This is a genomic window from Sphingomonas sp. 28-62-20, from assembly GCF_002281505.1.
The window spans coordinates 1-20,823 of record NZ_NCGH01000033.1 but is presented as its reverse complement, the minus strand read 5'-3'; the positions used below and the strand labels follow the sequence as shown (position 1 = coordinate 20,823).

21 protein-coding genes and 1 other RNA gene are annotated in these 20,823 nt (G+C 63.8%); 12 read left to right on the top strand and 10 right to left on the bottom strand.

What is annotated here, in order from left to right; genetic code table 11:
- Positions 1–4 precede the first annotated feature (4 nt).
- Genes B7Y43_RS18665 through B7Y43_RS18645 form a run of 5 tightly spaced genes read left to right on the top strand, consistent with a single transcriptional unit; the run spans position 5 to position 5,343 of the window.
- Positions 5–1,018, top strand: a complete 1,014-nt coding sequence (locus tag B7Y43_RS18665) for a polyprenyl synthetase family protein (RefSeq protein WP_374133185.1) — start codon at positions 5–7, stop codon at positions 1,016–1,018.
- Between the two features lie 19 nt (positions 1,019–1,037).
- The gene (locus B7Y43_RS18660; RefSeq protein ID WP_374133184.1) at positions 1,038–2,237 is read left to right on the top strand and encodes an NAD(P)/FAD-dependent oxidoreductase; all 1,200 of its coding nucleotides are present in this window, start codon (positions 1,038–1,040) and stop codon (positions 2,235–2,237) included.
- Positions 2,234–4,699, top strand: coding sequence for an ATP-dependent helicase HrpB (hrpB, locus tag B7Y43_RS18655; protein WP_374133183.1), 2,466 nt, complete (start codon positions 2,234–2,236; stop codon positions 4,697–4,699). Before B7Y43_RS18660 ends, hrpB begins: the two co-directional genes overlap by 4 nt.
- 9 nt (positions 4,700–4,708) lie before the next feature.
- Positions 4,709–4,990 carry an ETC complex I subunit gene (locus tag B7Y43_RS18650; RefSeq protein WP_374133182.1) on the top strand — a complete coding sequence of 94 codons (282 nt, stop codon included), beginning with the start codon at positions 4,709–4,711 and terminating at the stop codon, positions 4,988–4,990.
- A complete protein-coding gene (locus B7Y43_RS18645) occupies positions 4,987–5,343 on the top strand; it encodes a nuclear transport factor 2 family protein (RefSeq protein ID WP_374133181.1) in 357 nt (118 codons plus the stop codon). The genes B7Y43_RS18650 and B7Y43_RS18645 overlap by 4 nt, the downstream gene beginning before the upstream one ends.
- Here B7Y43_RS18645 and B7Y43_RS18640 read toward each other — a convergent pair.
- The 4 genes from B7Y43_RS18640 to B7Y43_RS18625 form a co-directional block, all read right to left on the bottom strand.
- Positions 5,325–5,834 (bottom strand): NUDIX hydrolase, encoded by a 510-nt coding sequence (locus B7Y43_RS18640; protein ID WP_374133180.1) that lies wholly within the window; start codon positions 5,832–5,834, stop codon positions 5,325–5,327. The genes B7Y43_RS18645 and B7Y43_RS18640 overlap by 19 nt on opposite strands.
- Positions 5,831–6,502, bottom strand: coding sequence for a TPM domain-containing protein (locus B7Y43_RS18635; RefSeq protein WP_374133179.1), 672 nt, complete (start codon positions 6,500–6,502; stop codon positions 5,831–5,833). Before B7Y43_RS18635 ends, B7Y43_RS18640 begins: the two co-directional genes overlap by 4 nt.
- The gene (locus tag B7Y43_RS18630) at positions 6,502–7,251 is read right to left on the bottom strand and encodes a YgcG family protein (protein ID WP_374133205.1); all 750 of its coding nucleotides are present in this window, start codon (positions 7,249–7,251) and stop codon (positions 6,502–6,504) included. Before B7Y43_RS18630 ends, B7Y43_RS18635 begins: the two co-directional genes overlap by 1 nt.
- 71 nt (positions 7,252–7,322) lie before the next feature.
- Positions 7,323–7,898 (bottom strand): LemA family protein, encoded by a 576-nt coding sequence (locus B7Y43_RS18625; protein WP_374133178.1) that lies wholly within the window; start codon positions 7,896–7,898, stop codon positions 7,323–7,325.
- Positions 7,899–8,017: 119 nt separating this feature from the next.
- Between B7Y43_RS18625 and mscL the strand changes: the two genes are divergently transcribed.
- A complete protein-coding gene (gene mscL / locus B7Y43_RS18620; protein ID WP_374133177.1) occupies positions 8,018–8,461 on the top strand; it encodes a large-conductance mechanosensitive channel protein MscL in 444 nt (147 codons plus the stop codon).
- Between the two features lie 22 nt (positions 8,462–8,483).
- Here the strand turns inward: mscL and B7Y43_RS18615 are convergent, their stop codons facing one another.
- Positions 8,484–8,915, bottom strand: coding sequence for an Rrf2 family transcriptional regulator (locus B7Y43_RS18615; RefSeq protein ID WP_374133176.1), 432 nt, complete (start codon positions 8,913–8,915; stop codon positions 8,484–8,486).
- Positions 8,916–8,957: 42 nt separating this feature from the next.
- On the opposite strand from B7Y43_RS18615, the gene ssrA reads away from it, so the two are divergent.
- Positions 8,958–9,203, top strand: a transfer-messenger RNA (tmRNA) gene (gene ssrA / locus B7Y43_RS18610).
- A 7-nt stretch (positions 9,204–9,210) separates the two neighbouring features.
- Here ssrA and B7Y43_RS18605 read toward each other — a convergent pair.
- A complete protein-coding gene (locus B7Y43_RS18605; protein ID WP_374133175.1) occupies positions 9,211–10,371 on the bottom strand; it encodes a serine hydrolase domain-containing protein in 1,161 nt (386 codons plus the stop codon).
- Between the two features lie 189 nt (positions 10,372–10,560).
- Here B7Y43_RS18605 and B7Y43_RS18600 point away from each other — a divergent pair, with 189 nt between their 5' ends.
- From B7Y43_RS18600 to B7Y43_RS18590, 3 genes are all read left to right on the top strand, one after another.
- A complete protein-coding gene (locus B7Y43_RS18600; protein WP_374133174.1) occupies positions 10,561–12,282 on the top strand; it encodes a DUF1800 family protein in 1,722 nt (573 codons plus the stop codon).
- 10 nt (positions 12,283–12,292) lie between these two features.
- The gene (locus B7Y43_RS18595; protein WP_374133173.1) at positions 12,293–13,672 is read left to right on the top strand and encodes a DUF1501 domain-containing protein; all 1,380 of its coding nucleotides are present in this window, start codon (positions 12,293–12,295) and stop codon (positions 13,670–13,672) included.
- 107 nt (positions 13,673–13,779) lie between these two features.
- The gene (locus B7Y43_RS18590) at positions 13,780–15,138 is read left to right on the top strand and encodes an ABC1 kinase family protein (protein WP_374133172.1); all 1,359 of its coding nucleotides are present in this window, start codon (positions 13,780–13,782) and stop codon (positions 15,136–15,138) included.
- A 96-nt stretch (positions 15,139–15,234) separates the two neighbouring features.
- Here the strand turns inward: B7Y43_RS18590 and B7Y43_RS18585 are convergent, their stop codons facing one another.
- From B7Y43_RS18585 to B7Y43_RS18575, 3 genes are read right to left on the bottom strand one after another with little or no spacing between them, the layout of a single operon-like run.
- Positions 15,235–15,927 carry an ATP12 family chaperone protein gene (locus B7Y43_RS18585; protein WP_374133204.1) on the bottom strand — a complete coding sequence of 231 codons (693 nt, stop codon included), beginning with the start codon at positions 15,925–15,927 and terminating at the stop codon, positions 15,235–15,237.
- Positions 15,924–16,145, bottom strand: coding sequence for a hypothetical protein (locus B7Y43_RS18580; RefSeq protein ID WP_374133171.1), 222 nt, complete (start codon positions 16,143–16,145; stop codon positions 15,924–15,926). Before B7Y43_RS18580 ends, B7Y43_RS18585 begins: the two co-directional genes overlap by 4 nt.
- The gene (locus B7Y43_RS18575) at positions 16,142–16,801 is read right to left on the bottom strand and encodes an HAD-IA family hydrolase (RefSeq protein WP_374133170.1); all 660 of its coding nucleotides are present in this window, start codon (positions 16,799–16,801) and stop codon (positions 16,142–16,144) included. Before B7Y43_RS18575 ends, B7Y43_RS18580 begins: the two co-directional genes overlap by 4 nt.
- Positions 16,802–16,981: 180 nt before the next feature.
- On the opposite strand from B7Y43_RS18575, the gene B7Y43_RS18570 reads away from it, so the two are divergent.
- A complete protein-coding gene (locus tag B7Y43_RS18570; protein WP_374133169.1) occupies positions 16,982–17,872 on the top strand; it encodes a FecR domain-containing protein in 891 nt (296 codons plus the stop codon).
- A gap of 120 nt (positions 17,873–17,992) precedes the next feature.
- Positions 17,993–19,609 carry a hypothetical protein gene (locus B7Y43_RS18565; protein WP_374133168.1) on the top strand — a complete coding sequence of 539 codons (1,617 nt, stop codon included), beginning with the start codon at positions 17,993–17,995 and terminating at the stop codon, positions 19,607–19,609.
- A gap of 478 nt (positions 19,610–20,087) precedes the next feature.
- Here the strand turns inward: B7Y43_RS18565 and B7Y43_RS18560 are convergent.
- The coding region (locus B7Y43_RS18560; RefSeq protein WP_374133167.1) for a TCP-1/cpn60 chaperonin family protein at positions 20,088–20,823 on the bottom strand (736 nt) is incomplete at its 5' end.

Sequence of the window (20,823 nt, the reverse complement as noted above, 5' to 3'; positions counted from 1 at the left end):
ACCTATGACCGCGACCATCCACCGCATCGACCCCCGGTCGCAGCCGTCGCTCGATCCGATGGTGACGTTGGTGGCGATGGATATGAACCTCGTCAATGCGGTGATCCTCGATCGGATGCAGTCAAAAATCCCGCTCATTCCAGAACTGGCGGGTCATTTGATTGCGAGCGGCGGCAAGCGGATGCGGCCAATGCTCACGCTCGCGAGCGCGGCGCTGCTTGGCTATACCGGCACCCGCCATCACCGGCTCGCCGCCGCTGTCGAATTCATCCATACTGCGACGCTGCTGCATGACGATGTCGTCGACGGATCGGATCTGCGGCGCGGACGGCGGACCGCCAATAATATCTGGGGAAACCCGGCGACCGTGCTGGTCGGCGATTTCCTGTTCAGCCGCGCCTTTGAATTGATGGTCGAGGATGGCAGCCAGAAAGTGCTCAAGATTTTGAGCCAGGCCAGCGCGGTGATCGCCGAGGGCGAGGTCAATCAGCTCACCGCGACGCGCCGGGTCGATCTGGGTGAGGAACGCTATCTCGACATCATCGGCGCAAAGACGGCAGCGCTGTTCGCTGCGGCATGCCGTGTGTCGGCGGTGGTGGCGGAGCGCCCCGATTCGGAAGAAGCCGCGCTTGATACCTATGGCCGCAACCTTGGCATTGCCTTCCAGCTGGTCGACGATGCGATTGATTATGTTTCCGATGCCGGCACGATGGGCAAGGATGCCGGCGATGATTTCCGCGAAGGCAAGGTGACGCTGCCGGTGATCCTGGCGTATGCGCGCGGCGACGCTGAAGAGCGCCAATTCTGGAAGGACGCGATCGAGGGCAGGCGCGCGACCGATGAGGATCTGGCGCACGCTGTCGCGCTGATCCAGTCATCACGCGGCGTCGACGATACGCTCGCGCGCGCGCGCCATTATGGCCAGCGCGCCATCGATTCGCTAGGCTGTTTCGCCAATGGCAAGGCCAAGGCGGCGATGGTCGAGGCTGTCGAATTCGCCATCGCCCGGGCTTATTGAGCCGCTGGTTCGGCCGCCGATGAGGCCGATCGACATTGCCGTCGCGGGATGTGGTCCATGCGGCCTCGCCGCCGCGCTCCTGCTGGCCCGTGACGGCCATCATGTCACAATCTTCGAACGCTTTGATGTTGCCCAGCCGGTTGGTTCGGGGCTGATGCTTCAACCGACTGGGCTCGCGGTGCTCGATCGGCTGGGCCTTGGCGCTGCCGCGCGGGCCAGCGGGGCAGTGATTGAGCGCTTGGTAGGGCGGGCTGGCGCTGATGGGCCGGTGGTTCTGGACGTGCGCTATGCGGCGATGCGGCGCGCGGTCACGGGTATCGGCATCCACCGCGCCCGGTTGTTTGACCTGCTTTACCGGGCCGCGCGCAATGATGGCATTGTGATAGAGACGGGGCGCCATGTCGTAGGTACCACGCTTGCCGCTGGCGGCAGGCGACGCGTTGATTTCGCGGATGGATTCAGCGCGGGGCCATTTGACCTAGTGGTTGATACGCTAGGTGCGCGTTCGGTGTTGGCGCCGCCCACGGGTCGTGAGTTAGCCTATGGCGCCTTATGGGCGAGCCTTGATTGGGTCGATGGCGCAGGCTTTGATGGCGCGGCGCTTGAACAACGCTATCGGGCAGCCCGGCAGATGACCGGGGTGATGCCGATCGGCACAGCGCCCGACAGTGCCGCCCCACAAGCCGCGTTTTTCTGGTCGCTGCGCGCCGACTTGTTTGATCGTTGGCAACGCGAAGGCTTGGCCGCCTGGGCGGCGGATGTCCGGGCATTGTGGCCGATTTGCGATGCGCTCCTCGATCAGATCGTCGATCCCGGCCAGCTGACTTTTGCCCGGTACATGCATCGGACCTTGTCGAACCCGGCAGCGCCAGGGTTGATCCATCTTGGCGATGCCTGGCACTCGACCAGTCCCCAGCTTGGTCAGGGGGCGAACATGGCGCTGCTCGATGCCTGGGCACTGGCGCAAGGGGTGCGGTCAAGCGGGTCGGTCGGCGAAGCGCTGGCCTGGACCGTGCACCTGCGCCAGAGCCATATCCGCCTTTATCAGCAGCTCAGCTATTGGCTGACACCGGTCTATCAATCGGATGGTGATCTGCTGCCGATGCTGCGCGATCGGCTGGTCGCGCCCGTTTCGAAAATCGCGCCGATGCCTTTCCTGCTGGCGCATTTGGTCAGCGGCCTGGTCGGCGCACCACTCGGGCGGCTGGAATTGGGATGAGTCTGCCCATCCACGCCGTCCTGCCCGAATTGCTCACTGCGCTGCGGTCTAGCGCCAACGCTGTGCTGGTCGCGCCGCCAGGGGCGGGCAAGACGACGGCGGTTGCGCCTGCGCTGCTCGGTGAAGACTGGTGCTGCGGCGAGATCCTGCTGCTCTCCCCCCGCCGTCTCGCCGCACGCGCGGCGGCAGAGCGGATGGCGGCGCAGGCGGGGGAGGGTGTTGGCCAGACCTTTGGCTATGCCACGCGAATGGACAGCAAGCGCTCTGCAAAGACGCGGGTGACGGTGATGACCGAGGGGATTTTAGTCAATCGCATCCAGGCTGATCCTGAACTGAGCGGTGTGTCGGCGGTGCTGTTCGACGAAGTCCATGAACGCAGCCTCGATAGCGATTTCGGGCTGGCGCTGGCGCTTGATGCCCAGGCCGGGTTTCGGCCTGATCTGCGGCTGCTGGCGATGTCGGCGACCCTTGATGGCGCGCGCTTTGCCAGCCTGATGGGGGACGCGCCGGTGATCGAAAGCGCTGGCCGCAGCTATCCGCTGGCGCTGCATCATATCGGGCGCGCTGGCGAGGCGAGGATTGAGGACCAGATGGCCGCCGCTATCCGCCAGGCGCTGCGTGAGGGAGAGGGCGGCGTGCTGGCGTTTCTGCCGGGCGTTGCCGAAATTGAGCGCGTGGCTGAACGGCTCACCGGCCTGCCCGACGATATCATTTTGCACCGCCTGCACGGCAGCCTTGATCCCGCCGCCCAACGCGCAGCGATTGCACCTGACGGTGGGGGGCGTCGCAAGCTCGTGCTCGCCACGTCGATTGCCGAGACCAGCCTGACGCTCGACGGCATCCGCATCGTCGTCGATTCGGGGCTGGCGCGGCGCCCACGTTATGATCGTGCAGCGGGGATGACTCGCCTCGTCACCGAACGCGCAAGCCAGGCCTCGGCGACGCAGCGCGCCGGTCGTGCCGCCCGCCAGGGGCCAGGGGTGGCATATCGTTTGTGGGAGGAAGCGGCGACCGCTGGCCTGCCGCGCTTCGATCCGCCTGAAATTCTGGAAGCTGATCTGTCCGCGCTCACGCTTGATTGCGCGCGCTGGGGGGTGGCCGATCCGCGCCGCCTCGCCTGGATTGATCCGCCACCTGAGGCCGCCGTTACGGAGGCCCGCGCTCGGCTGGTCGCGCTCGGCGCGATCGATCAGGATGGCCGCCCGACCGCGCATGGCGACGCCATCGCCGCGCTGCCGCTGTCGCCCCGGTTGGGCCATATGCTGATCGAGGCGGGCAAGTTGGGGATCGCATCCGTCGCTGCGCAAATCGCCGTCCTGCTGGGCGAGCGTGGACTGGGCGGGCAGGACGCTGATCTTGAGAGTCGTTTGCGGCGTTGGCGCACCGACCGCGGGCCGCGTGCCGACACTGCCCGGCGGCTGGCGGCGCGCTGGGCAGGATTGGTTACATCAGCAGTGCCTGGGCCGAGCGGGGCGGCGGATGTCGCCACCTGCATCGCGCTCGCCTTTCCGGATCGTATCGCGCGGCGACGCGATGCCTCGGGCGAAAGCTGGGCCTCGGTCGGCGGGCGTGGCTTCCGCCTCGATCCGACGACATCGCTGGCGCGCAATGAATGGCTGGCGGTCGCCGAAACGCAGGGCATGGCCGCGGGTGCGCGCATCCTCTCGGCCGCCGCGATCGACCTCGACGCTGTCGAGGCATTGTTCGGGGACCGGATCGAAACGCGGCGGACGGTCACTTTCGATCCCGCCACAGGCGGCGTGAAGACCGAGCGCGAGCGGCGGATCGGCGCGATTCGCCTCAGCGGCGGTCCTGATTCGGGTGCCGACCCCGTTGCCGTTAGCGCCGCCCTGCTGGCGGGTCTCAAGATGCATGGCCTGGCGTTGCTGCCCTGGTCCGACACCGCGCTCGCCCTGCGCCAGCGAGCTGCTTTTGCGGCCGCGCACGGCGCACCCGAGGTCGCGCTTGACGATGCGGCGCTGCTGGCCCGCGCCGACGCATGGCTGGAGCCTCTGCTGGCGGGCAAGCGTCGGCTCGACCAGATCGATTCGGGCGCGCTCACCGACGCGCTGCGCACGCTGATCGGCTGGGACGCGATGCAGGCGATTGACCGGATTGCCCCGCCGCGTTTCGAATCGCCCGCCGGCAGCAGCCACGACATTGATTATAGCGCCGAGGCCGGGCCGACCGTCGAGCTTCGCCCACAGGCGCTGTTCGGGCTCGCGCGCCACCCGATGATTGCGGGCGGCCGCGTACCGCTCGTGCTCAGTCTGACCTCGCCTGCCGGGCGGCCGATCCAGACGACGCGTGACCTGCCGGGCTTCTGGGCGGGGAGTTGGGCGGATGTGGCGCGCGAAATGCGGGGCCGGTATCCGCGCCACCCCTGGCCCGATGATCCCGCCAGCGCCAATGCGACGCTGCGCACCAAAAATGCTGATGCACGCCAGCGCCAACCGCGATAAGGAAGCGCGATGACCACAGCTCGCCTTTATCAGCGCCCCAAAAACGCCATGCAATCGGGCCGCGCCCGCACCACGATATGGGTGCTTGAATATGAGCCGACCGAGGCCAAGCAGCCCGATCCGCTGACCGGCTGGGCGGGCTCTGGCGATACCCGCCAACAGCTGCGGATGACCTTCCCGACGCTGGAGGCGGCGCAGGATTATGCGACGCGGGAGGGCATCAGCTTTCATGTCGTTCCCGCACCCGAACGGACGCTGAAGCTGCAGGCCTATGCCGATAATTTCCGGTGACGCCGCGCGCTGTCGTCAAAGCCTGGGTTGCTGCCTTTAACGCGGCTGATCTCGATCGGCTGGCAACGCTGTATCACGAAGAAGCGATCAACCATCAGGTGGTGACAGAGCCGGTAATTGGCCGATCCGCCATCATCGCCATGTTCGCGCGCGAATTCGCGACGGCGACGATGCACTGCGTGCCCGAAAACCTGTTCGAGGACGGCGAATGGGCGATCCTTGAATGGCATGATCCCAGCGGCCTGCGCGGCTGTGGCTTTTTCCATGTGATTGACGGGGTGATCGAGTTCCAGCGTGGCTATTGGGACCGGCTGAGCTTCGAACAGGGCCAGGCTCAGGCCAACAAGGTCTGACCCAGCAGCAGCAAGAGCTTCACGTCCATCGCCAGCCCCTCGGCGCGCTTGGCCGCGATAAAATCGGGCAAAGCATCCAGCGCGACCCGGTGGACGATAATGTCTTCATCGTCGCTGCCGCCACCCGGGCCGACTTTGGTCAGGCCATGCGCGCGGACCAATGTGAAGCCTTCGGAGACCATGCCGGGGGATGAATGGAAAAAGCCAATCGGTTCGATCCGCTCGGCGCGATAGCCAGTCTCTTCTTCCAGCTCGCGACCAGCCGCCCGCTCGACCGATTCGCCGACGGTCTCATCGCCAACCAGCCCGGCCGGAAGTTCAAGGCAGCGCCGTCCCAGCGGTACGCGATATTGATCGACCAGAATGACATGGCCGTCATCGATCGCCAAAATCACCGCCGCCTGAATGCCACGCGCGCGCGACACATATTCCCAGGTGCCGTCCAGCTTGACCGCCAGGAATTTGCCCTGCCACGCGGTGGTTGCCGTCACAGTTCGATCAGCCGATCGGGGAGTTCGTTCACATCGTCAGCGGCGCGCGGCAGATGCGTGGCAAGCAGCGTGCCGACACGGCCGACGGCAGCAATCATCCCATCCGCGATCCGCCCCTCGCGCACCTCGGCGACCATCGCGGCCATCGCCTCACCCCATTCGCTGTCAGCGACTTTGGTGTGGATCGCTTCATCCGCGATGATCTCGGCCATATGCTCGCCAAGCGACAGATAGATGAGGATGCCGGTTCGCCCGGCAGTGCGCGCTTCGGTGCCAACCTTGAACAATTCGATCGCGCGGCGTCTCACCCGGCGACGACGCGTTCCCTTGGGAGTCAGGCGCAGCCGTAGTGGCATATAGTTCAGGCCGTAGCGGACAGCCAGGAACACCAGCGTCATCGTGACAAAGGCGATCAACATTACGTCCCGAATTTCGGCACCTGCCCAACCGCCCGACACGCGCTCGATCAGGCCAAGCAGCAGTCCCGGCCAGCCCGCGAACAGCAGCGGCACCAGCAAGGCCGCCAGCACTGCATAATGCAGGCCGACATCATGATAGCTGTCAGAGCGATCAGCGATGATCGTGACGATCTCGCCCGATGTGCCTGCCTCTGCGGCATGCACCGCGTCGCCGACCTTGCGGCGCTCATCAAAACTGGGTTTGCGCATCACCAACTCCCCGACGATCCGCCGCCGCCGAACGATCCGCCACCGCCGCCGCCCCAGTCAGAGCCGCCACCGCCGCCCCAATCGGAACCACCGCCACTGCCCCAACCGGAGGATCGGCCACCGCTGTTCGACAGGCTGTTGAGCGCTGACCAGAGGATCACCTCGCCGACCGCACCCGCGACATTGTTACTGCGATACCGCCGCCCGCGCGACCGGCCGAATGCCATGGGCAGCACGACCGCGAAGATCACCACCATGATGATGATCGCGATCACCCAATCGCCCGATGAACTTTTCGATCGTGGCTTTTTCTTCACTTGCGCCGCCGCACGCGCCTCCCCGGCTTCCAGCGGCAGCTTCATCTGCTCGGCAATCTCGGCGGCACCGGCAATGATTCCGCCGGGCAGGTCGCCTGACTTGAACTTTGGCAAGATGGTGTTGCGGACGATCTGGCTCGACAGCGCATCGGTCATGATCGGTTCAAGGCCATAGCCGACCTCGATCCTTACCTTGCGGTCATTGGGGGCGACGATCAGGATGATGCCGTTATTGGCGTCCTGCTGCCCGATCTTCCACGCCCGGCCCAATCGATAGCCATAATCCTCGATTGTGTAGCCTTGCAGGTCGGGGATTGTCGCGACGATGAATTGCCGCGTCGTCGCCTTTTCAATCTCCGCCGATTGCGCGGTCAGCGCGGCGATCTGGGCGGGGTTCAGGACATGCGCCGCATCGACGACCTGCCCGGTTATGGGCGGGAAGGTCTGCGCGGTCGCCGCGCCACCCCAGAGGAGTAGCGCGGCGATAAAGGTGAGGACGCGGATCAGTTGAAGTTGACCTTTGGCGCGGTGTCTGCGCCCGGTGTGGTGGCAGCGAAGGGCACCAGCGGCTTGGCACCGTAGATCAGCGAGGCGCCGATCGCGTCGGGGAAGGTGCGGATGCGGGTGTTATACGCCTGCACCGCGCCATTATAATCGCGCCGGGCAATCGTGATGCGGTTCTCGGTGCCCTCAAGCTGTGACTGGAGCGTCTTATACCCTTCCTGCGATTGCAGTTCGGGATAGGCCTCTTGCAGCCGCTGAAGCGACAGGCCGAGCGCAGCCTGCGTGCGTTCAAACTGCTGCACCTTGTTTGGATCGTTCAGATCGCCTGCCGCAACCGTCACCTTGTTGGCAGCGGCACGGGCCTGGGTCACTTCAACCAGGATGCTTTTTTCCTGCGCGCCGGCGGCTTTCACCGTGGCGACCAGATTGGGGACCAGATCGGCGCGGCGTTGATATTCATTCTGGACATCGGCCCAGCGCGCCTTGGCCGCTTCCTCCGCGGTGGGGACGCTGTTCAATCCGCAGGCGGAAAGCAGCGCGGCGCTGGCCAGCGCGATGACAAGGCGAAACTTCATGGTGGTGCTTCCTCCAAACCCGTTGCACTTGACCTTTTAGCCGAGCCGCCCTCACTTGCCCAATGCAAATCGGCGGCTAGCGTTCTAGTCTAGCAATACACATCGTATCGGAGGGGTGGATGTTCAAGGCGTTTCGGGAATTTATCGCACGCGGCAATGTGCTCGATCTGGCGGTTGGCGTGATCATTGGCGGCGCCTTCGCCACGATCACCAAATCGCTGACCGAAGATGTCATTCTGCCGGTCGTCGGCGCGATCTTTGGCGGTTTCGATTTCACCAGCTATTTCATCCGGCTAGGCCCTGTGCCGGCGGGCTATGCCGGATCGCTGACCGATTATGCGGCGCTGAAAGCGGCAGGCGTGCCGCTGCTTGGCTATGGCGCGTTCGTCACGGTGCTGATCAATTTCCTGATCCTGGCCTTCATCATCTTCCTGATCGTGCGCGCCGCCAATCGGATCGTGCCCACGCCCGAAGCCGCGCCCGCCGAACCAGCAGCCGAACCTGCCGACATCACGTTGCTGCGCGAAATTCGCGACGAATTGAAGAAGAGCGGGGCGGCGTAGGGCGGCGACGCAACCCAGTCCTTCACGCCGCTGCCAGATCCTCGGTATTGGCATCGGCCAGGCTGGTGCCGTCCAGGATGCGCGCGGTTTCATCACGCACGCGCATCATCGCGTGGCGGATTGCGCAATCGGCTTCGCTCTTGCAATCGGCGCAGGCGCGGTAAGCGGTGCGGCTGACACAGGGGACCAAAGCCAGCGGTCCTTCAATCACGCGGATGATTTCGCCCAGTGAGATCAGGTGCGTTGGCCGCGACAGGCAATAGCCGCCCATCTTGCCGCGGTGGCTGTGCAGGAAACCCGCCTCACGCAGATCAGCGAGGATCAGCTCCAGGAATTTGCGTGGGACATTTGCCGCCGTGGCAATGCGGTTCATCGGAATGGGCGGAGAGCCCATCGGGGCCTCGGCCAGATAAAGCATCGCGCGGAGCGCGTAGCGAGAACGCTGCGTCAACATAATTTGACACTTATGAACCGAGTTTGTGGCGAGCGAAAGGCGGACCTTTTCATTTATTTCACAGCGCCTATATCGGGGATGCCGGGTTCGCCCGGCTATGGCGATAAATGCCAGCGTAAAATAGACGCAGCGGACCCGGGGGCAGTACCCGGCGGCTCCACCACAACCGGCCCTGACCGATATCGGTCAAGGCGGGGGTTAGTACGACGAAAGCGCGGTTCGGGCCGAACCGGGCAACAGAATCGGACACCAGCGGCCCGGGGGGGCCGGGCAACAGAACCCCCCACCTTTCCGCCTATTTGGCAGGCAGCCCATATTCCCAGCCCCACGGCATGCCCGTTTCGCCCAGCGCGGCGCGGACCAGGGTAGGAAATTCGCGCTCGGCGCGGACGTCGTTTGACAGGATGATCACACAGCGCGCGCTGCGTTTCAGGCACACCCACATATTGGCGGTCGAATCATTATGCCCGCCCTTGAAAAACCCCGTTCCCTGCGGCCCATTAAAGGTGATGACGCTCAGCCCAGCCGCTAGCCCCACCACGCGCTCGGTCGTTGGCGCCTCAGGCTGGAGCGACGGGAATTGCGATCGGGTCGTAATCGGCAAGTGCGGGCCAATCATCTCCGCCCGGCGAGCGGCGCTGACCCCGTCACCGCGCATGAAGCCCGCCGCGAACTTCGCGATATCGTCAATCGTCGTGTCCATCGATCCGGCGGCGCGCACGCGGCTGCGCTCGTCGTGCGGCTCGACGCTGCCGTCGATCTTCCAGCCATCGGCCAGGTTGCGCGCGAAATCGGCGCGCCAGATCAGACTGGTGTTGGTCATGCCGAACCGGTCGAACACGCGGCGCTGCATTTCGGCACCCAGATCGAGCCCCAGCCCCTGTTCGATCACGAACTGGAGCATCATCATCCCCTCCCCCGAATAGCCATAGCGGGTGCCAGGATCGAAATGGAACTTCAGCTTGCCATCGGGTTCAAGGAACGAAAAATTGGCAAAACCCGTGCTGTGGGTCAGCACCATCCGCGCGGTGATCCGCTGCCAGCGATCATCGCCGGCTAGATCGCCCCAATTGCCGTAGGCGTCCAGATTGCCATAATCGGGCAGCGGCTTGGCGAGATAGGTTGCCAATGGGCGGTCGAGATCGATCTTCCCCTCATCAACCAGCTGCATCACGGTATAGGCGAACACCGCCTTGGTGATCGATGCGCCGTACATGATGGTATCACGGTCAAGCGGCGCGCCGGCCGCGTTACGCGCACCATAGCTGCGGATGAACACGGGCCTGCCCCGTTCGACAACCGCGATCGCCAGCCCGCGCGCGCCGGTTTTGGCCATCGCTGCGCGCACCGTCGCTTCGAGCGGCGCGAATTGCGGGTCTGCGGCGGCATTACCAAGGGTCATCACCAATAGGGTGGCGGCGAGCATGCGCCCCGCCAGCATTTTCCCTGAACGCATTTGCCCTTTGCGCATTGGTGATGCTCCCCCATGCATGCCGGCTCAATCTGTCCTGTTGCAGGCATAGACCGTCCCATGCGTCATGACGAACGCTTTGTTAGCGTTAGCGGCAAAGGGTTTCCTCATGTACCTGCGTATAAGCCTTGCGACGACCGGTCGAGCAGAAGAGGCGATGGAAATGGGGGTGCTATGACGGACTCGGTGCAGTTCATCCCGGACGAACACTCCGACCCCAACATCGATACGAACAACGCGCCGCCGAATGGAGCCGTGGGCGTACCGCTCATCCCCGCCTTCGCATCCACGCTCGCCCTTGCTGCGTGCAGCGGCGGTGGCGGCTCCAGTTCCCCGCCGATCGCCATTGTCACCCCCACGCCAACCCCAACATCAGCGCCGGTCACTGCCGCGCAGGCCAGCCGGTTCCTGGCGCAGGCGAGCTTTGGCGCGACCAGGGCCGATATCGCGCTGGTTCAGTCAATGGGCTTTTCGGGTTGGATCACCGAACAGATCAGCCGTCCGCGCACACAGCATTGGGACTGGCTGGTTGCGAATGGCTATACGGCCAGCACCTTCATCAACAGCCAGGCAGGTTTCGACAACACCGTCTGGCGGCAGATCATCAGTGAACCGGGCCAGCTGCGGCAGCGCGTCGGCATGGCGCTTGCTGAAATTCTGGTCGTCGGCATTGACGGGGTGAACCAGCAATGGCGGCAATTTTCGGTCGCGGCTTATCTTGATGTGCTGCTCGACAATGCGTTTGGCAATTACCGCACACTGCTGGAACGGATCACGACCAACGCGGCGATGGGGGCGTATCTGACCTTCATCAACAATCGCCGCGCCAACGCCGCGTCGGGCGCGATGCCCGATGAAAATTATGCGCGCGAACTAATGCAGCTCTTCACGCTGGGGCTCAACCGGCTGAACATGGACGGCAGTGTCCAGATGGCGAATGGCAGTCCGGTCGATACCTATACGCAGGACGATGTGAGCCAGCTCGCGCGGGTGTTTACCGGGCTGGTGCTCGATTCGACCGATAGCTCGACGCCGGATCGGTTGCGGCGTCCGCTGGTGATCAACACTGGCTTGCATGAAAATGGCGCCTCCAGCTTTCTCGGCACGACCGTCCCGGCGGGCACCGAAGGGATTGCAGCGGTGCGGCTGGCGCTTGATGCTATTTTTGCGCACCCGAATGTGCCGCCGTTCGTTTCGAAACAGCTGATCCAGCGGCTGGTGACGAGCAATCCGTCGGCGGCCTATGTGGGCCGGGTGGCGGCTGTGTTTGCCAATAACGGATCGGGCGAGCGCGGCGATCTGACCGCGGTGGTGCGCGCGATCCTGCTCGACACCGAAGCGCGCAGCGATGCCCTGTTGACCAGTGCCAGCACCGGCAAGTTACGCGAACCGGTGATCCGCTTCACCAATTGGGCGCGGGCTTTTGGGGCAACCTCGACGGCCGGTCTCTGGCCAATCGGCGATACCAGCAGTTCGAGCACAAGACTGGCGCAGTCGTTCGGGCGCAGCCAATCGGTCTTCAACTTCTTCCGCCCCGGCTATACCCCGCCCAACACGGCAATTGCGACGGCGGGGCTGATTGCCCCGGAATTTCAGATCACCAATGAACTAAGCGTGGTCGCCTTCATCAATTACATGCAGCCCGCGATCCAGAACGGCGTCGGCGATGTGCGCGCCGATTATACCGCGATCAGCGCGCTGGCGAACGACAGTCAGGCGCTTGTGGATGAAGTAAACCTGGTGCTCGCCGCCGGGCAATTGAGCAGCGCCACAATCGCCGCCATCCGCGCGGCGGTGGACAGTATCGCGACCACTGCGACCAATGCTGCCCTTAACCGGGCCTATATCGCGATCCTGCTGACGCTCGCGTCGCCTGAATATATCACGCTGAAATAGGGGCACGGCCATGACCAATGATCAATCCCGCCGCGCCTTTTTGAAACGCACCGCTGCGCTGTCTGCCGCTGGGGCGGCGGCCCCCTTTGTCACTAGCCTGGCCGCGATCGGCGAGGCGGCGGCGGCAACCGCGGCCGATTACAAGGCGCTGGTGTGCGTTTTCATGTTCGGCGGCAATGATTACGCCAACACGCTGCCACCCTTTGATCAGGCGAGCTATACCCTTTACGCGGCGGCCCGGCAGGGGCTGGCGCATGGCCGCGATGCGCTGATGCCGACACTGCTCACGCCGTCCACCGCGCTGGCGGGCGGGCGGCAATATGCGCTAGCGCCGACCATGGCGCCGCTGCTGCCGATTTTCAATGCCGGGCGGATGGCGGTTGTCCTGAATGTCGGTACCCTTGTTCAGCCGACTACCAAGGCGCAGTACACCGCCAATTCAGTGCGCCTGCCACCCAAATTGTTCAGCCATAATGATCAGCAAAGCTATTGGCAGGCGAGCACGCCCGAGGGGGCGACATCGGGCTGGGGCGGTCGAATTGGTGATTTGCTGCAAAGCGGCAACGGCACATCGACGCTGACCTGCATCAATGCGTCGGGCAATGCTGTTTTTCTTACCGGGCGCACTGCGATCCAATATTCGGTCAGCACCAATGGCCCGATCGCGCTGCTTAACAATGGATCGACGCTGTTCGGATCGACCACGGCAGCAAGCACATTGCGCAGCCTGATGACGGGCAACAACGCCAATCTGCTGTCGAACGAACATGCGCGGGTCAGCCGGCGTGCGCTGGACACGTTCACGCAGGTCAACACGGCGCTCGGCGGGGCGCCAGTGGGCAATTTCCCGTTGTTCCCCAGCGGCAACAGCCTGGCCTCTCAGCTGCAGATCGTCGCTCGGCTGATCTCGGTCTCGCAGGAATTGGGCGCGCGGAGGCAGGTGTTTTTCGTGTCACTTGGCGGTTTTGACATGCATGACTCGTTGGCGGCGCAGCACCCGACGCAGATCGGCCTTGTCGCCAACGCGATCCGTGCCTTTTACGATACCACCGTTGCGCTGGGCGTGGCGGACCGGGTGACGACTTTTACCGCCTCCGATTTCGGGCGCACGCTGCAGGCCAATTCGGATGGCTCCGATCATGGCTGGGGTAGTATGCATTTCGTTACTGGCGGCGCGGTCAACGGTCGGCGCTTTTACGGGACCCCGCCAGCGATCGGCAACAACACCCCCGATGATGTCGGCCAGGGGCGTTTGCTGCCGACGATCGCGGTCGATCAATATGCCTCCACCCTCGCCAATTGGTTCGGCGTCAGCGCCAGTGATATGGCAACGGTCTTGCCCAATATCGGCAACTACAATCCGTCGAGTTGGAACCAGGGTTTCGTCTGATGACCTGTCAAGATCGGCTTACTGCCTGATTGCAGCGGGGGTGCGCGCTCCCTAGCTACAGGATGCGCCGCTTTGCCCGGCGCGCCACGGCCCGATTGGAGACGCGCGTGCCCGATAACGGATTTACGGCCAAGGGCCGCGGCGTCCCGAGCGGTCGGCTGTCGCGCCTCGGCGTGTTCGGCAAGATGGCTGGCGGGGTGGCTGGTGGGGTGGTCGCCGAAGGCGCCCGGCGGCTGGCGATCGGCGAGCGGCCGCAGCTGAGCGACCTGTTGCTCACCCCGGCGAATATCACCCGCGTGACCGATCAGCTCTCGCATCTGCGTGGTGCGGCAATGAAGCTGGGGCAGATGATCTCGATGGACGCGGGCGACATGCTGCCGCCCGAACTCGCTGCAATTCTTGGCCGGTTGCGCGATCGGGCGCACCACATGCCGCCGCCACAATTGCAGCAGGTGCTGGCAAAGCATTGGGGCAAGGATTGGCGCCGCCGCTTTGCCCGATTTGGCGCAACCCCGATTGCCGCCGCGTCGATTGGTCAGGTGCATAAGGCCGTGACCCATGACGGGCGGACGCTGGCCATCAAGGTGCAATATCCCGGCGTGCGCGAAAGCATCGATTCCGACGTCGATAATGTCGCGACGCTGCTGCGGATGACGGGCATGATGCCCAAGGAAATCGATATCGCGCCGTTGCTGGTCGAAGCGAAGCGCCAGTTGCACGAAGAAGCCGATTACGTCCGCGAAGGCACGCAGATGGCGCGGTTCAGGTCCTTGCTCGCAGACGATCCGGGCTTTGTGGTGCCGCTGCTCGATGAAGAATTCACCAGTGGCCAGGTGCTGGCGATGAGCTTTATCGAAGGAACCGCGATCGAAAATCTCGTCGATGCCCCGCAGGAAGAACGCGATCGGGTGATGACCGCGCTGATCCGGCTGGTCTTGCGCGAACTTTTTGAATTCGGCCTGATGCAGACCGATCCTAATTTTGCCAATTTCCGCTATCAGCGCGACACCGGCAAATTGGTGCTGCTTGATTTCGGCGCAACGCGCGATGTGACCCCCAAAACGGCAGCGGGCTATCGCGGGCTGCTGAGCGCTGGGCTGGATGGGGATCGTGATGCGGTGGCCGCCGCCGCCGTTGTGGCCGGCTTTCTGGGCGATCAGACGCTCGAACGCCACCCCATATTGATCCGCCAGATGATCGACATCATCATCGCTGAAATGAACCGGCCCGGGCATTTCGACTTTGGCGACCGCGCCTTTGTCGGCGCGCTGAAGGATCAGGGCATGGCGATCGGTCAGGATCGGGGGGCGTGGCATATGCCGCCGATCGAGATGCTGTTTGCGCAGCGCAAGATCAGCGGCACCGCGTTGCTCGCAGCCAGGCTCAAGGCAAGGGTCGCCGTGCGCGAGATGGTCGAGCGCTATCATGACTTTGGATTGGACCAACCCAAACCCCGTTCGCCCTGAGCGAAGTCGAAGGGCATGCGAAGCGCGTGGGCTTCGACTTCGCTCAGCCCGAACGGGTCTGAGCTTGAAGCGACCTAACGTCATCAAGCTCTAGGCTTAATCGAGCAGCGACAACAGCCGCACGCCTGCATCAAAATCGGCGCGGTGCGCGGTGCGGGTGGCGATGGCGAAATCGTCGTCGCCCCATTTTTCGACCTGCCACGCTTCATCAATCTGCGCGGCGTGCCAGATCTGATCGGCATCGGCAGCGCCTTCGATCAGCGCGAGGCCAGCGATCAGCGATCCCGTAATGGTGACGATTGGGGAGAGCCCGGCCAATTCGAAAGCGCTCCGGGCTGCGACCGCGTCGCTCAACCGGGCGAGTGTCAGTGGCGGCTGAGCGCGGTGGATGATGCCGCTGACTGTATCGATATGAATATCATAGCGCCGCCGCGCCCAATCGAGCAGCGGATCCCAGGCAGCGGCTTGCCGCGCAACGAGCGCTTCCGGAGCCTCGGCCCGGTAGCACAGCAGATCGCTTTCGGCATAAGCGGCGAGATTGGCGATGAAGGGGGCGGGGTCAGTCGCAATGCGCTCAATCGCCACATTGGCAAGGCCCGTCAGCGGCATTGCGCGGGGATCAATTTCTTCGCCCACCGCGCGCCATTCATCGGCAATGGCTAGGGCGAGGGCTGGATGCGGCAGGGCCAGCGGCAATCGGCCGGGGGTGCGAACCGGCCGCCCGTCGAGTGTGATCGCGTGGCCATCCGGCCCAGCCGCGACGCTTACATCCTTCCAGAATCGCTTCACGGCTGGGGCGGCGTCCGCCACCGGGCCGCCAGCGCGCGCGGCACCAGCGCCATCATCGCCATCGATGACAAAACGATCGCCACAGCCAGAATTTGCGGGCCAAGGCTATGCGCGCGCCCCAGCAGCACGACGCCAAATGCCGCGCCGCCGGCACCGGCAAGTCGCGCTGCCGTCATCATGAAATACCGTTGCCGCGAAACGCTGTCAGGATCAGTCATGGTGCCTCCACAGCATGGGCGAGCCCCGCCACATCGGCGACGATCACATCGGCACCCGCCGCAATCAGTTCATCCGCCGGGTGATAGCCCCAGGCAACACCAATCGCGCGGGTGCCAGCGGCACGCGCCATCGCCATGTCGAAACTGGTGTCGCCGATCATGACCGTATCCGCGGCGAGTGCGCCAGCATCTGCCATTGCAGTCTCGATCATCGACGGGTGCGGCTTGGACGGGTGACGATCAGCGGTCTGCAGCGTCATGAACCAGTCGATGATGCCATGATGGGTCAGGACATGCGCCAGCCCGCGATCGGATTTGCCCGTCGCGACGCCCAATGCCCAGCCGTTCGCGCGCAATGTTTCAAGCGTGTCGATCATGCCGTCATAGAGCGGTTCTTCCGCCATCGCGCCGGTGCTGCGCAGCCGGAAAAAGGCGGCCTTATAGTCATCGGCGAGCGCCTGGTGCTGGGCATTATCGGCACCGGGGAGCAGAATCCGCATTGCCTCGACCAGGCTCAGCCCGACAATATTGCGGATTGCCGGGCGCGGCGGCGGGACCAGCCGGGCACCATCAAACGCTTCTTCGACCGCGCGACAGATATTATGCTGGCTGTCGACCAGCGTGCCGTCGCAATCGAAGATCGCAAGCCGGATCACGCACAATCTCGCGTTTGGGCGCGAGAAAAATGGGATTCTAGGGCCGCAGCATCGATCATTGCTGTCGGATAGCCTACCCTTATCGAAATGCAAAAAGCGTTTGGCAATTGCCCATCACTTTAGTTCAGGTGTTGACCCGGCATCGTCCCCACCGTTTACTCTCGGCATGAGAGAAATCCGATGCGCCTGAAACTGGTCGCGCTCGCATTTGGAGGGCTGTTGCTGGGCGCGGATGTTCCGAAGGCGCATGTCGGCACGGCAATATCGGTGCGCAATATGGCGACGATCACCACGCCACCAGCTGCGCCCAGCCAATTGCGCGTCAACGGCCAGGTGCTTCGCCATGATGTGATCGCGACCGGGGCGAAATCGGCGGTCGGCGTGAAGCTCGCTGACAGCACCTTGTTCAGCATCGGGGCCAATGCCCGGGTCAGCGTTGATGATTTCGTTTATGATGCCGATCGCAGCGCCAGCACGATGACAATCAGTTTCCTGAAAGGGGCGTTCCGTTTTGTCTCGGGCAAACCGACTCACGCCAATCCCGGCCAGACCGCGATCAAGACGCCAGCGGGGACGATCGGCATTCGCGGCACTGTCGTCACCGGCGTCATCGGACCAGAGGCGCTCGATTATTATCGCCAGGCCGATCCATCATTCGGCCAGCAAGATCAGGCCGACGACACGGCCACGCTGATCATCCTGTCGGATACCGGCGGGGAGGGCGGGGGCATTGATGTAACGACGGATGGCGAAGTGACCGCGCTGCGCAGCGCCGGACAGGCCATCTATTTCCCCCGCCGCGGCAGCCCAGCGCGCCCACCTTTTCTGGTTAGCCCAGCCTTGCGTGGGCGGATTGAGCGCGGGGCCGAGCCGCGCAATTTCAGCCGCAGCCAGGGGGCGGTGCAGCCGCCATCCGGTCGGCAGCCTGCCGGACCGAACAGCCGCAACGCGCCAGGGAATGACGGCCCTGGCGGTCGACTGGGCGAGCCGGGTCGGTTCGGTGGGCCTGGGGGACCGGATAGGCCTGGCGGACCTGGCGGACCTACCGGGTCTGCGCCGCCCCCACGGTGATTTTCGGCCATCGAGCGGACCAGGGCAACAAAGGGCCTTTTTGCGGGCTAACCAGCCGCGCTCGTTCAAGAAAATTTCCGATTTATTTACCACGAAAGACCTAAGCCCGAGCAGCATCGAATGGCTTTGCAATCGATGGTGATCTGGGGAGTAGCGCGCGTGATGAAAGGGCTGCCAACCGCTGCCGCACCGCCAATCCCCCGCCATCGCTTTATCCCTGCTTTGGCGGCACGCCCGGCATTGGCCGTCACGCTCTTCATCCTTGTTCTGACGGTGATCCTGCTGGCGGTGATGCAGGGGCCGCTGAGCCCCGATATCTCAGGCCAGCTGTGGATTGCCGATCGGCTGCGGCATGGTGCGCGGCTCTATTTTGATATCAGCGAAATTAATCCGCCGCTGTGGTTTTGGCTGGCGATACCGGTCGATGGCCTGGCGGCGGCGCTGGGCGTTCGTGCCGAGGCGGTTCTGATTGTCGCGATTGGCTTTGCGGCGCTGTTGAGCCTGTTGGCGACAAACCAGTTGCTCAAAACATATCCGCCCGAGTTGCGCAGCGCCTTGCTGATTTTTGCCGCGTGCATCTTGCTGATCATGCCGCTGCGCGATTTGGGCCAGCGCGAACAAATCGCCTTGATGGGGGCGCTTCCTTACGTCGCGCTCATCGTCGCTCGGCGCGAGGGGCGACGGGTGCCGCTTTGGCTGGCGCTGGTAGTGGCAAGCGGCGCTGCCGTCGGTTTTGCACTCAAGCATTACTTTGTTGGTGTGCCACTGCTGCTGGAACTCTGGCTGCTCTTTTGCCTGCGCCGCCGTTGGCGACCAGTTCGGTCAGAGACGGTCATGCTCCTGATGGGGGCCATCAGCTACGTCCTCGCGATTGTGACGGTGACGCCGGGCTATCTCCAGGTTTCGGTTCCAGAGTTGCTGCTTGCTTATGGCGCGTCGGGCGCGCCGAGCCTGAACTACATGATCCGCCCCGCGCAACCGATCTGGGTGCTTATCCTGTGCGCCATTGCCTTGCAGCGGTCGGTTGCCGCGCAGCCGCTTGCGCCGATGACGGCGGCGTTTCTCATCGCCGCGCTGGGCTTTTTTCTGGCCTGGCTGATCCAGCATAAGGGGTGGCCGTATCAAAGCATCGCCACAACGGGCTTTCTTGCGCTGGCCATGGCGCTGTCGCTGGTCGATGCCTCTCGGACCGCCTTCACGCGCCCTCGCATGATTGCAATCGCGGCGCTGATATTGCCGATGTTGTTGTGTGCTGTGCCCACCCAATGGGTCCCGACGCCAGAGACCGATATTGCCCCCGCGCTCGATGGGCTGGAGCCCGGCGACACGGTGGCGATAATTTCCATAGAAGGCCGGACGGCCTGGCCTGCCACCGTTGGTCGCGGCTTGCGCTTTTCGGGGCGGCGAGGGGCCTTTTGGATATTCGCTGCGGTCGACGCCAATGCGCTTGGGCGCCATGATCCCCGGATCGAAACGCTTGGGCGCAAGATCGTGCGCGAAGCGGTGCAGGATTATCGCTGCCTCCCCCCAAAGCATCTCATCTTCACACCGGGGCGGGCATCACCTTCGGTAACAAGCGCATCTGATAATCCGCTCGGCTATTTTCGGCGCGACCCGCAATTTGTTGAGCTGCTGTCGCATTATCGACGTCTCGATCGGCGGGGCGATTTCGATGCTTTTCAGCTGGTACGGCCGTTCGATCCGATGCCCGTGGATATGTGTTTGCGCGCAAGCTGAACTGGGCCGCTGCCTGGCCCGGTGGAATACCTGGGGCCATTCGCCGATGTCAGAACAGCCCGGTTGCTCTGGCCAGGATGAAGAAGATCAACAGATACGTTATTGAATCGGCAATGAGCGTCTTCATGTTTCTGCCCTTTGGTTCACGCCAGCCTGCGCCCGGACCGGAGCATAGGATGCGCGGGTAAAGAAACGACGAAGGGCTGTGGCGGGTGGTTGGGCAGCCGTTTTGTTCGCGTGTCGGGCAAGCGGCAGGGCAGGGCCTCGGGCTGCATTGGATCGCTCAGCTCTGCTCTAATAAACAAAGGGGCCGGCGGAATGCTCCGTCGGCCCCTTGCTTTGGTGGTATGTCGTCTGGATAGCTGGATTGGCGACGGCAAAGCCGCCGCCGGTCGTCGGACAGGATCGGCGGTGCCGACCTGCCGTCCGATCCGGCCTGAGTCCTGGAGCAGCATCGCTGCCCCAGGCCAGGCTCGGATCAGAAGTCCATGCCGCCCATGCCGCCCATGCCGCCGCCGCCGCCCATCGACATGGCGGGCTTGTCTTCTGGCAGCTCGCTCACCGCCGCTTCGGTGGTGATGAGCAGGCCCGAGACCGAGGCTGCGTCCTGCAGCGCGGTACGAACGACCTTGGTCGGATCGATCACGCCGCTCTCGACAAGGTTCTCATACTGGTCGGTCTGTGCGTTGAAACCACGGGTTTCGTCGTTTTCACGCAGCAGGTTGCCAGCGACAACCGCGCCATCGACACCAGCATTCTGGGCGATCTGGCGCAGCGGAGCTTCGAGCGCCTTGCGGACGATATCGATGCCACGCGTCTGGTCGTCATTCGCGCCCTTCAGGCCAGCCAATGCCTTGGTGGCATAAAGGAGAGCGGTGCCGCCGCCGGGGACGATGCCTTCTTCAACGGCTGCGCGGGTTGCGTGCAGCGCGTCGTCAACGCGGTCCTTGCGCTCCTTGACTTCAACCTCGGTCGACCCACCGACCTTGATCACTGCAACACCACCGGCCAGCTTGGCGAGGCGTTCCTGCAGCTTTTCCTTGTCGTAATCCGACGTGGTGTTCTCGATCTGCTGACGGATCGCATCGGTGCGAGCCTTGATCGATTCATGGTCGCCAGCACCATCGACGATGGTGGTGTTGTCCTTGTCGATCGTGACGCGCTTGGCGGTGCCGAGCATGCCGATCGTGACGCTCTCGAGCTTGATGCCGAGG

Coding starts and splice junctions, on each gene's coding strand:
- B7Y43_RS18665 (WP_374133185.1), top strand. CDS start 5: ATGACCGCGACCATCCACCGCATCGACCCCCGGTCGCAGCCGTCGCTC.
- B7Y43_RS18660 (WP_374133184.1), top strand. CDS start 1,038: ATGAGGCCGATCGACATTGCCGTCGCGGGATGTGGTCCATGCGGCCTC.
- hrpB (WP_374133183.1), top strand. CDS start 2,234: ATGAGTCTGCCCATCCACGCCGTCCTGCCCGAATTGCTCACTGCGCTG.
- B7Y43_RS18650 (WP_374133182.1), top strand. CDS start 4,709: ATGACCACAGCTCGCCTTTATCAGCGCCCCAAAAACGCCATGCAATCG.
- B7Y43_RS18635 (WP_374133179.1), bottom strand. CDS start 6,502: ATGCGCAAACCCAGTTTTGATGAGCGCCGCAAGGTCGGCGACGCGGTG.
- B7Y43_RS18625 (WP_374133178.1), bottom strand. CDS start 7,898: ATGAAGTTTCGCCTTGTCATCGCGCTGGCCAGCGCCGCGCTGCTTTCC.
- mscL (WP_374133177.1), top strand. CDS start 8,018: ATGTTCAAGGCGTTTCGGGAATTTATCGCACGCGGCAATGTGCTCGAT.
- B7Y43_RS18615 (WP_374133176.1), bottom strand. CDS start 8,915: ATGTTGACGCAGCGTTCTCGCTACGCGCTCCGCGCGATGCTTTATCTG.
- B7Y43_RS18605 (WP_374133175.1), bottom strand. CDS start 10,371: ATGCGTTCAGGGAAAATGCTGGCGGGGCGCATGCTCGCCGCCACCCTA.
- B7Y43_RS18600 (WP_374133174.1), top strand. CDS start 10,561: ATGACGGACTCGGTGCAGTTCATCCCGGACGAACACTCCGACCCCAAC.
- B7Y43_RS18595 (WP_374133173.1), top strand. CDS start 12,293: ATGACCAATGATCAATCCCGCCGCGCCTTTTTGAAACGCACCGCTGCG.
- B7Y43_RS18580 (WP_374133171.1), bottom strand. CDS start 16,145: ATGACTGATCCTGACAGCGTTTCGCGGCAACGGTATTTCATGATGACG.
- B7Y43_RS18570 (WP_374133169.1), top strand. CDS start 16,982: ATGCGCCTGAAACTGGTCGCGCTCGCATTTGGAGGGCTGTTGCTGGGC.
- B7Y43_RS18565 (WP_374133168.1), top strand. CDS start 17,993: ATGGCTTTGCAATCGATGGTGATCTGGGGAGTAGCGCGCGTGATGAAA.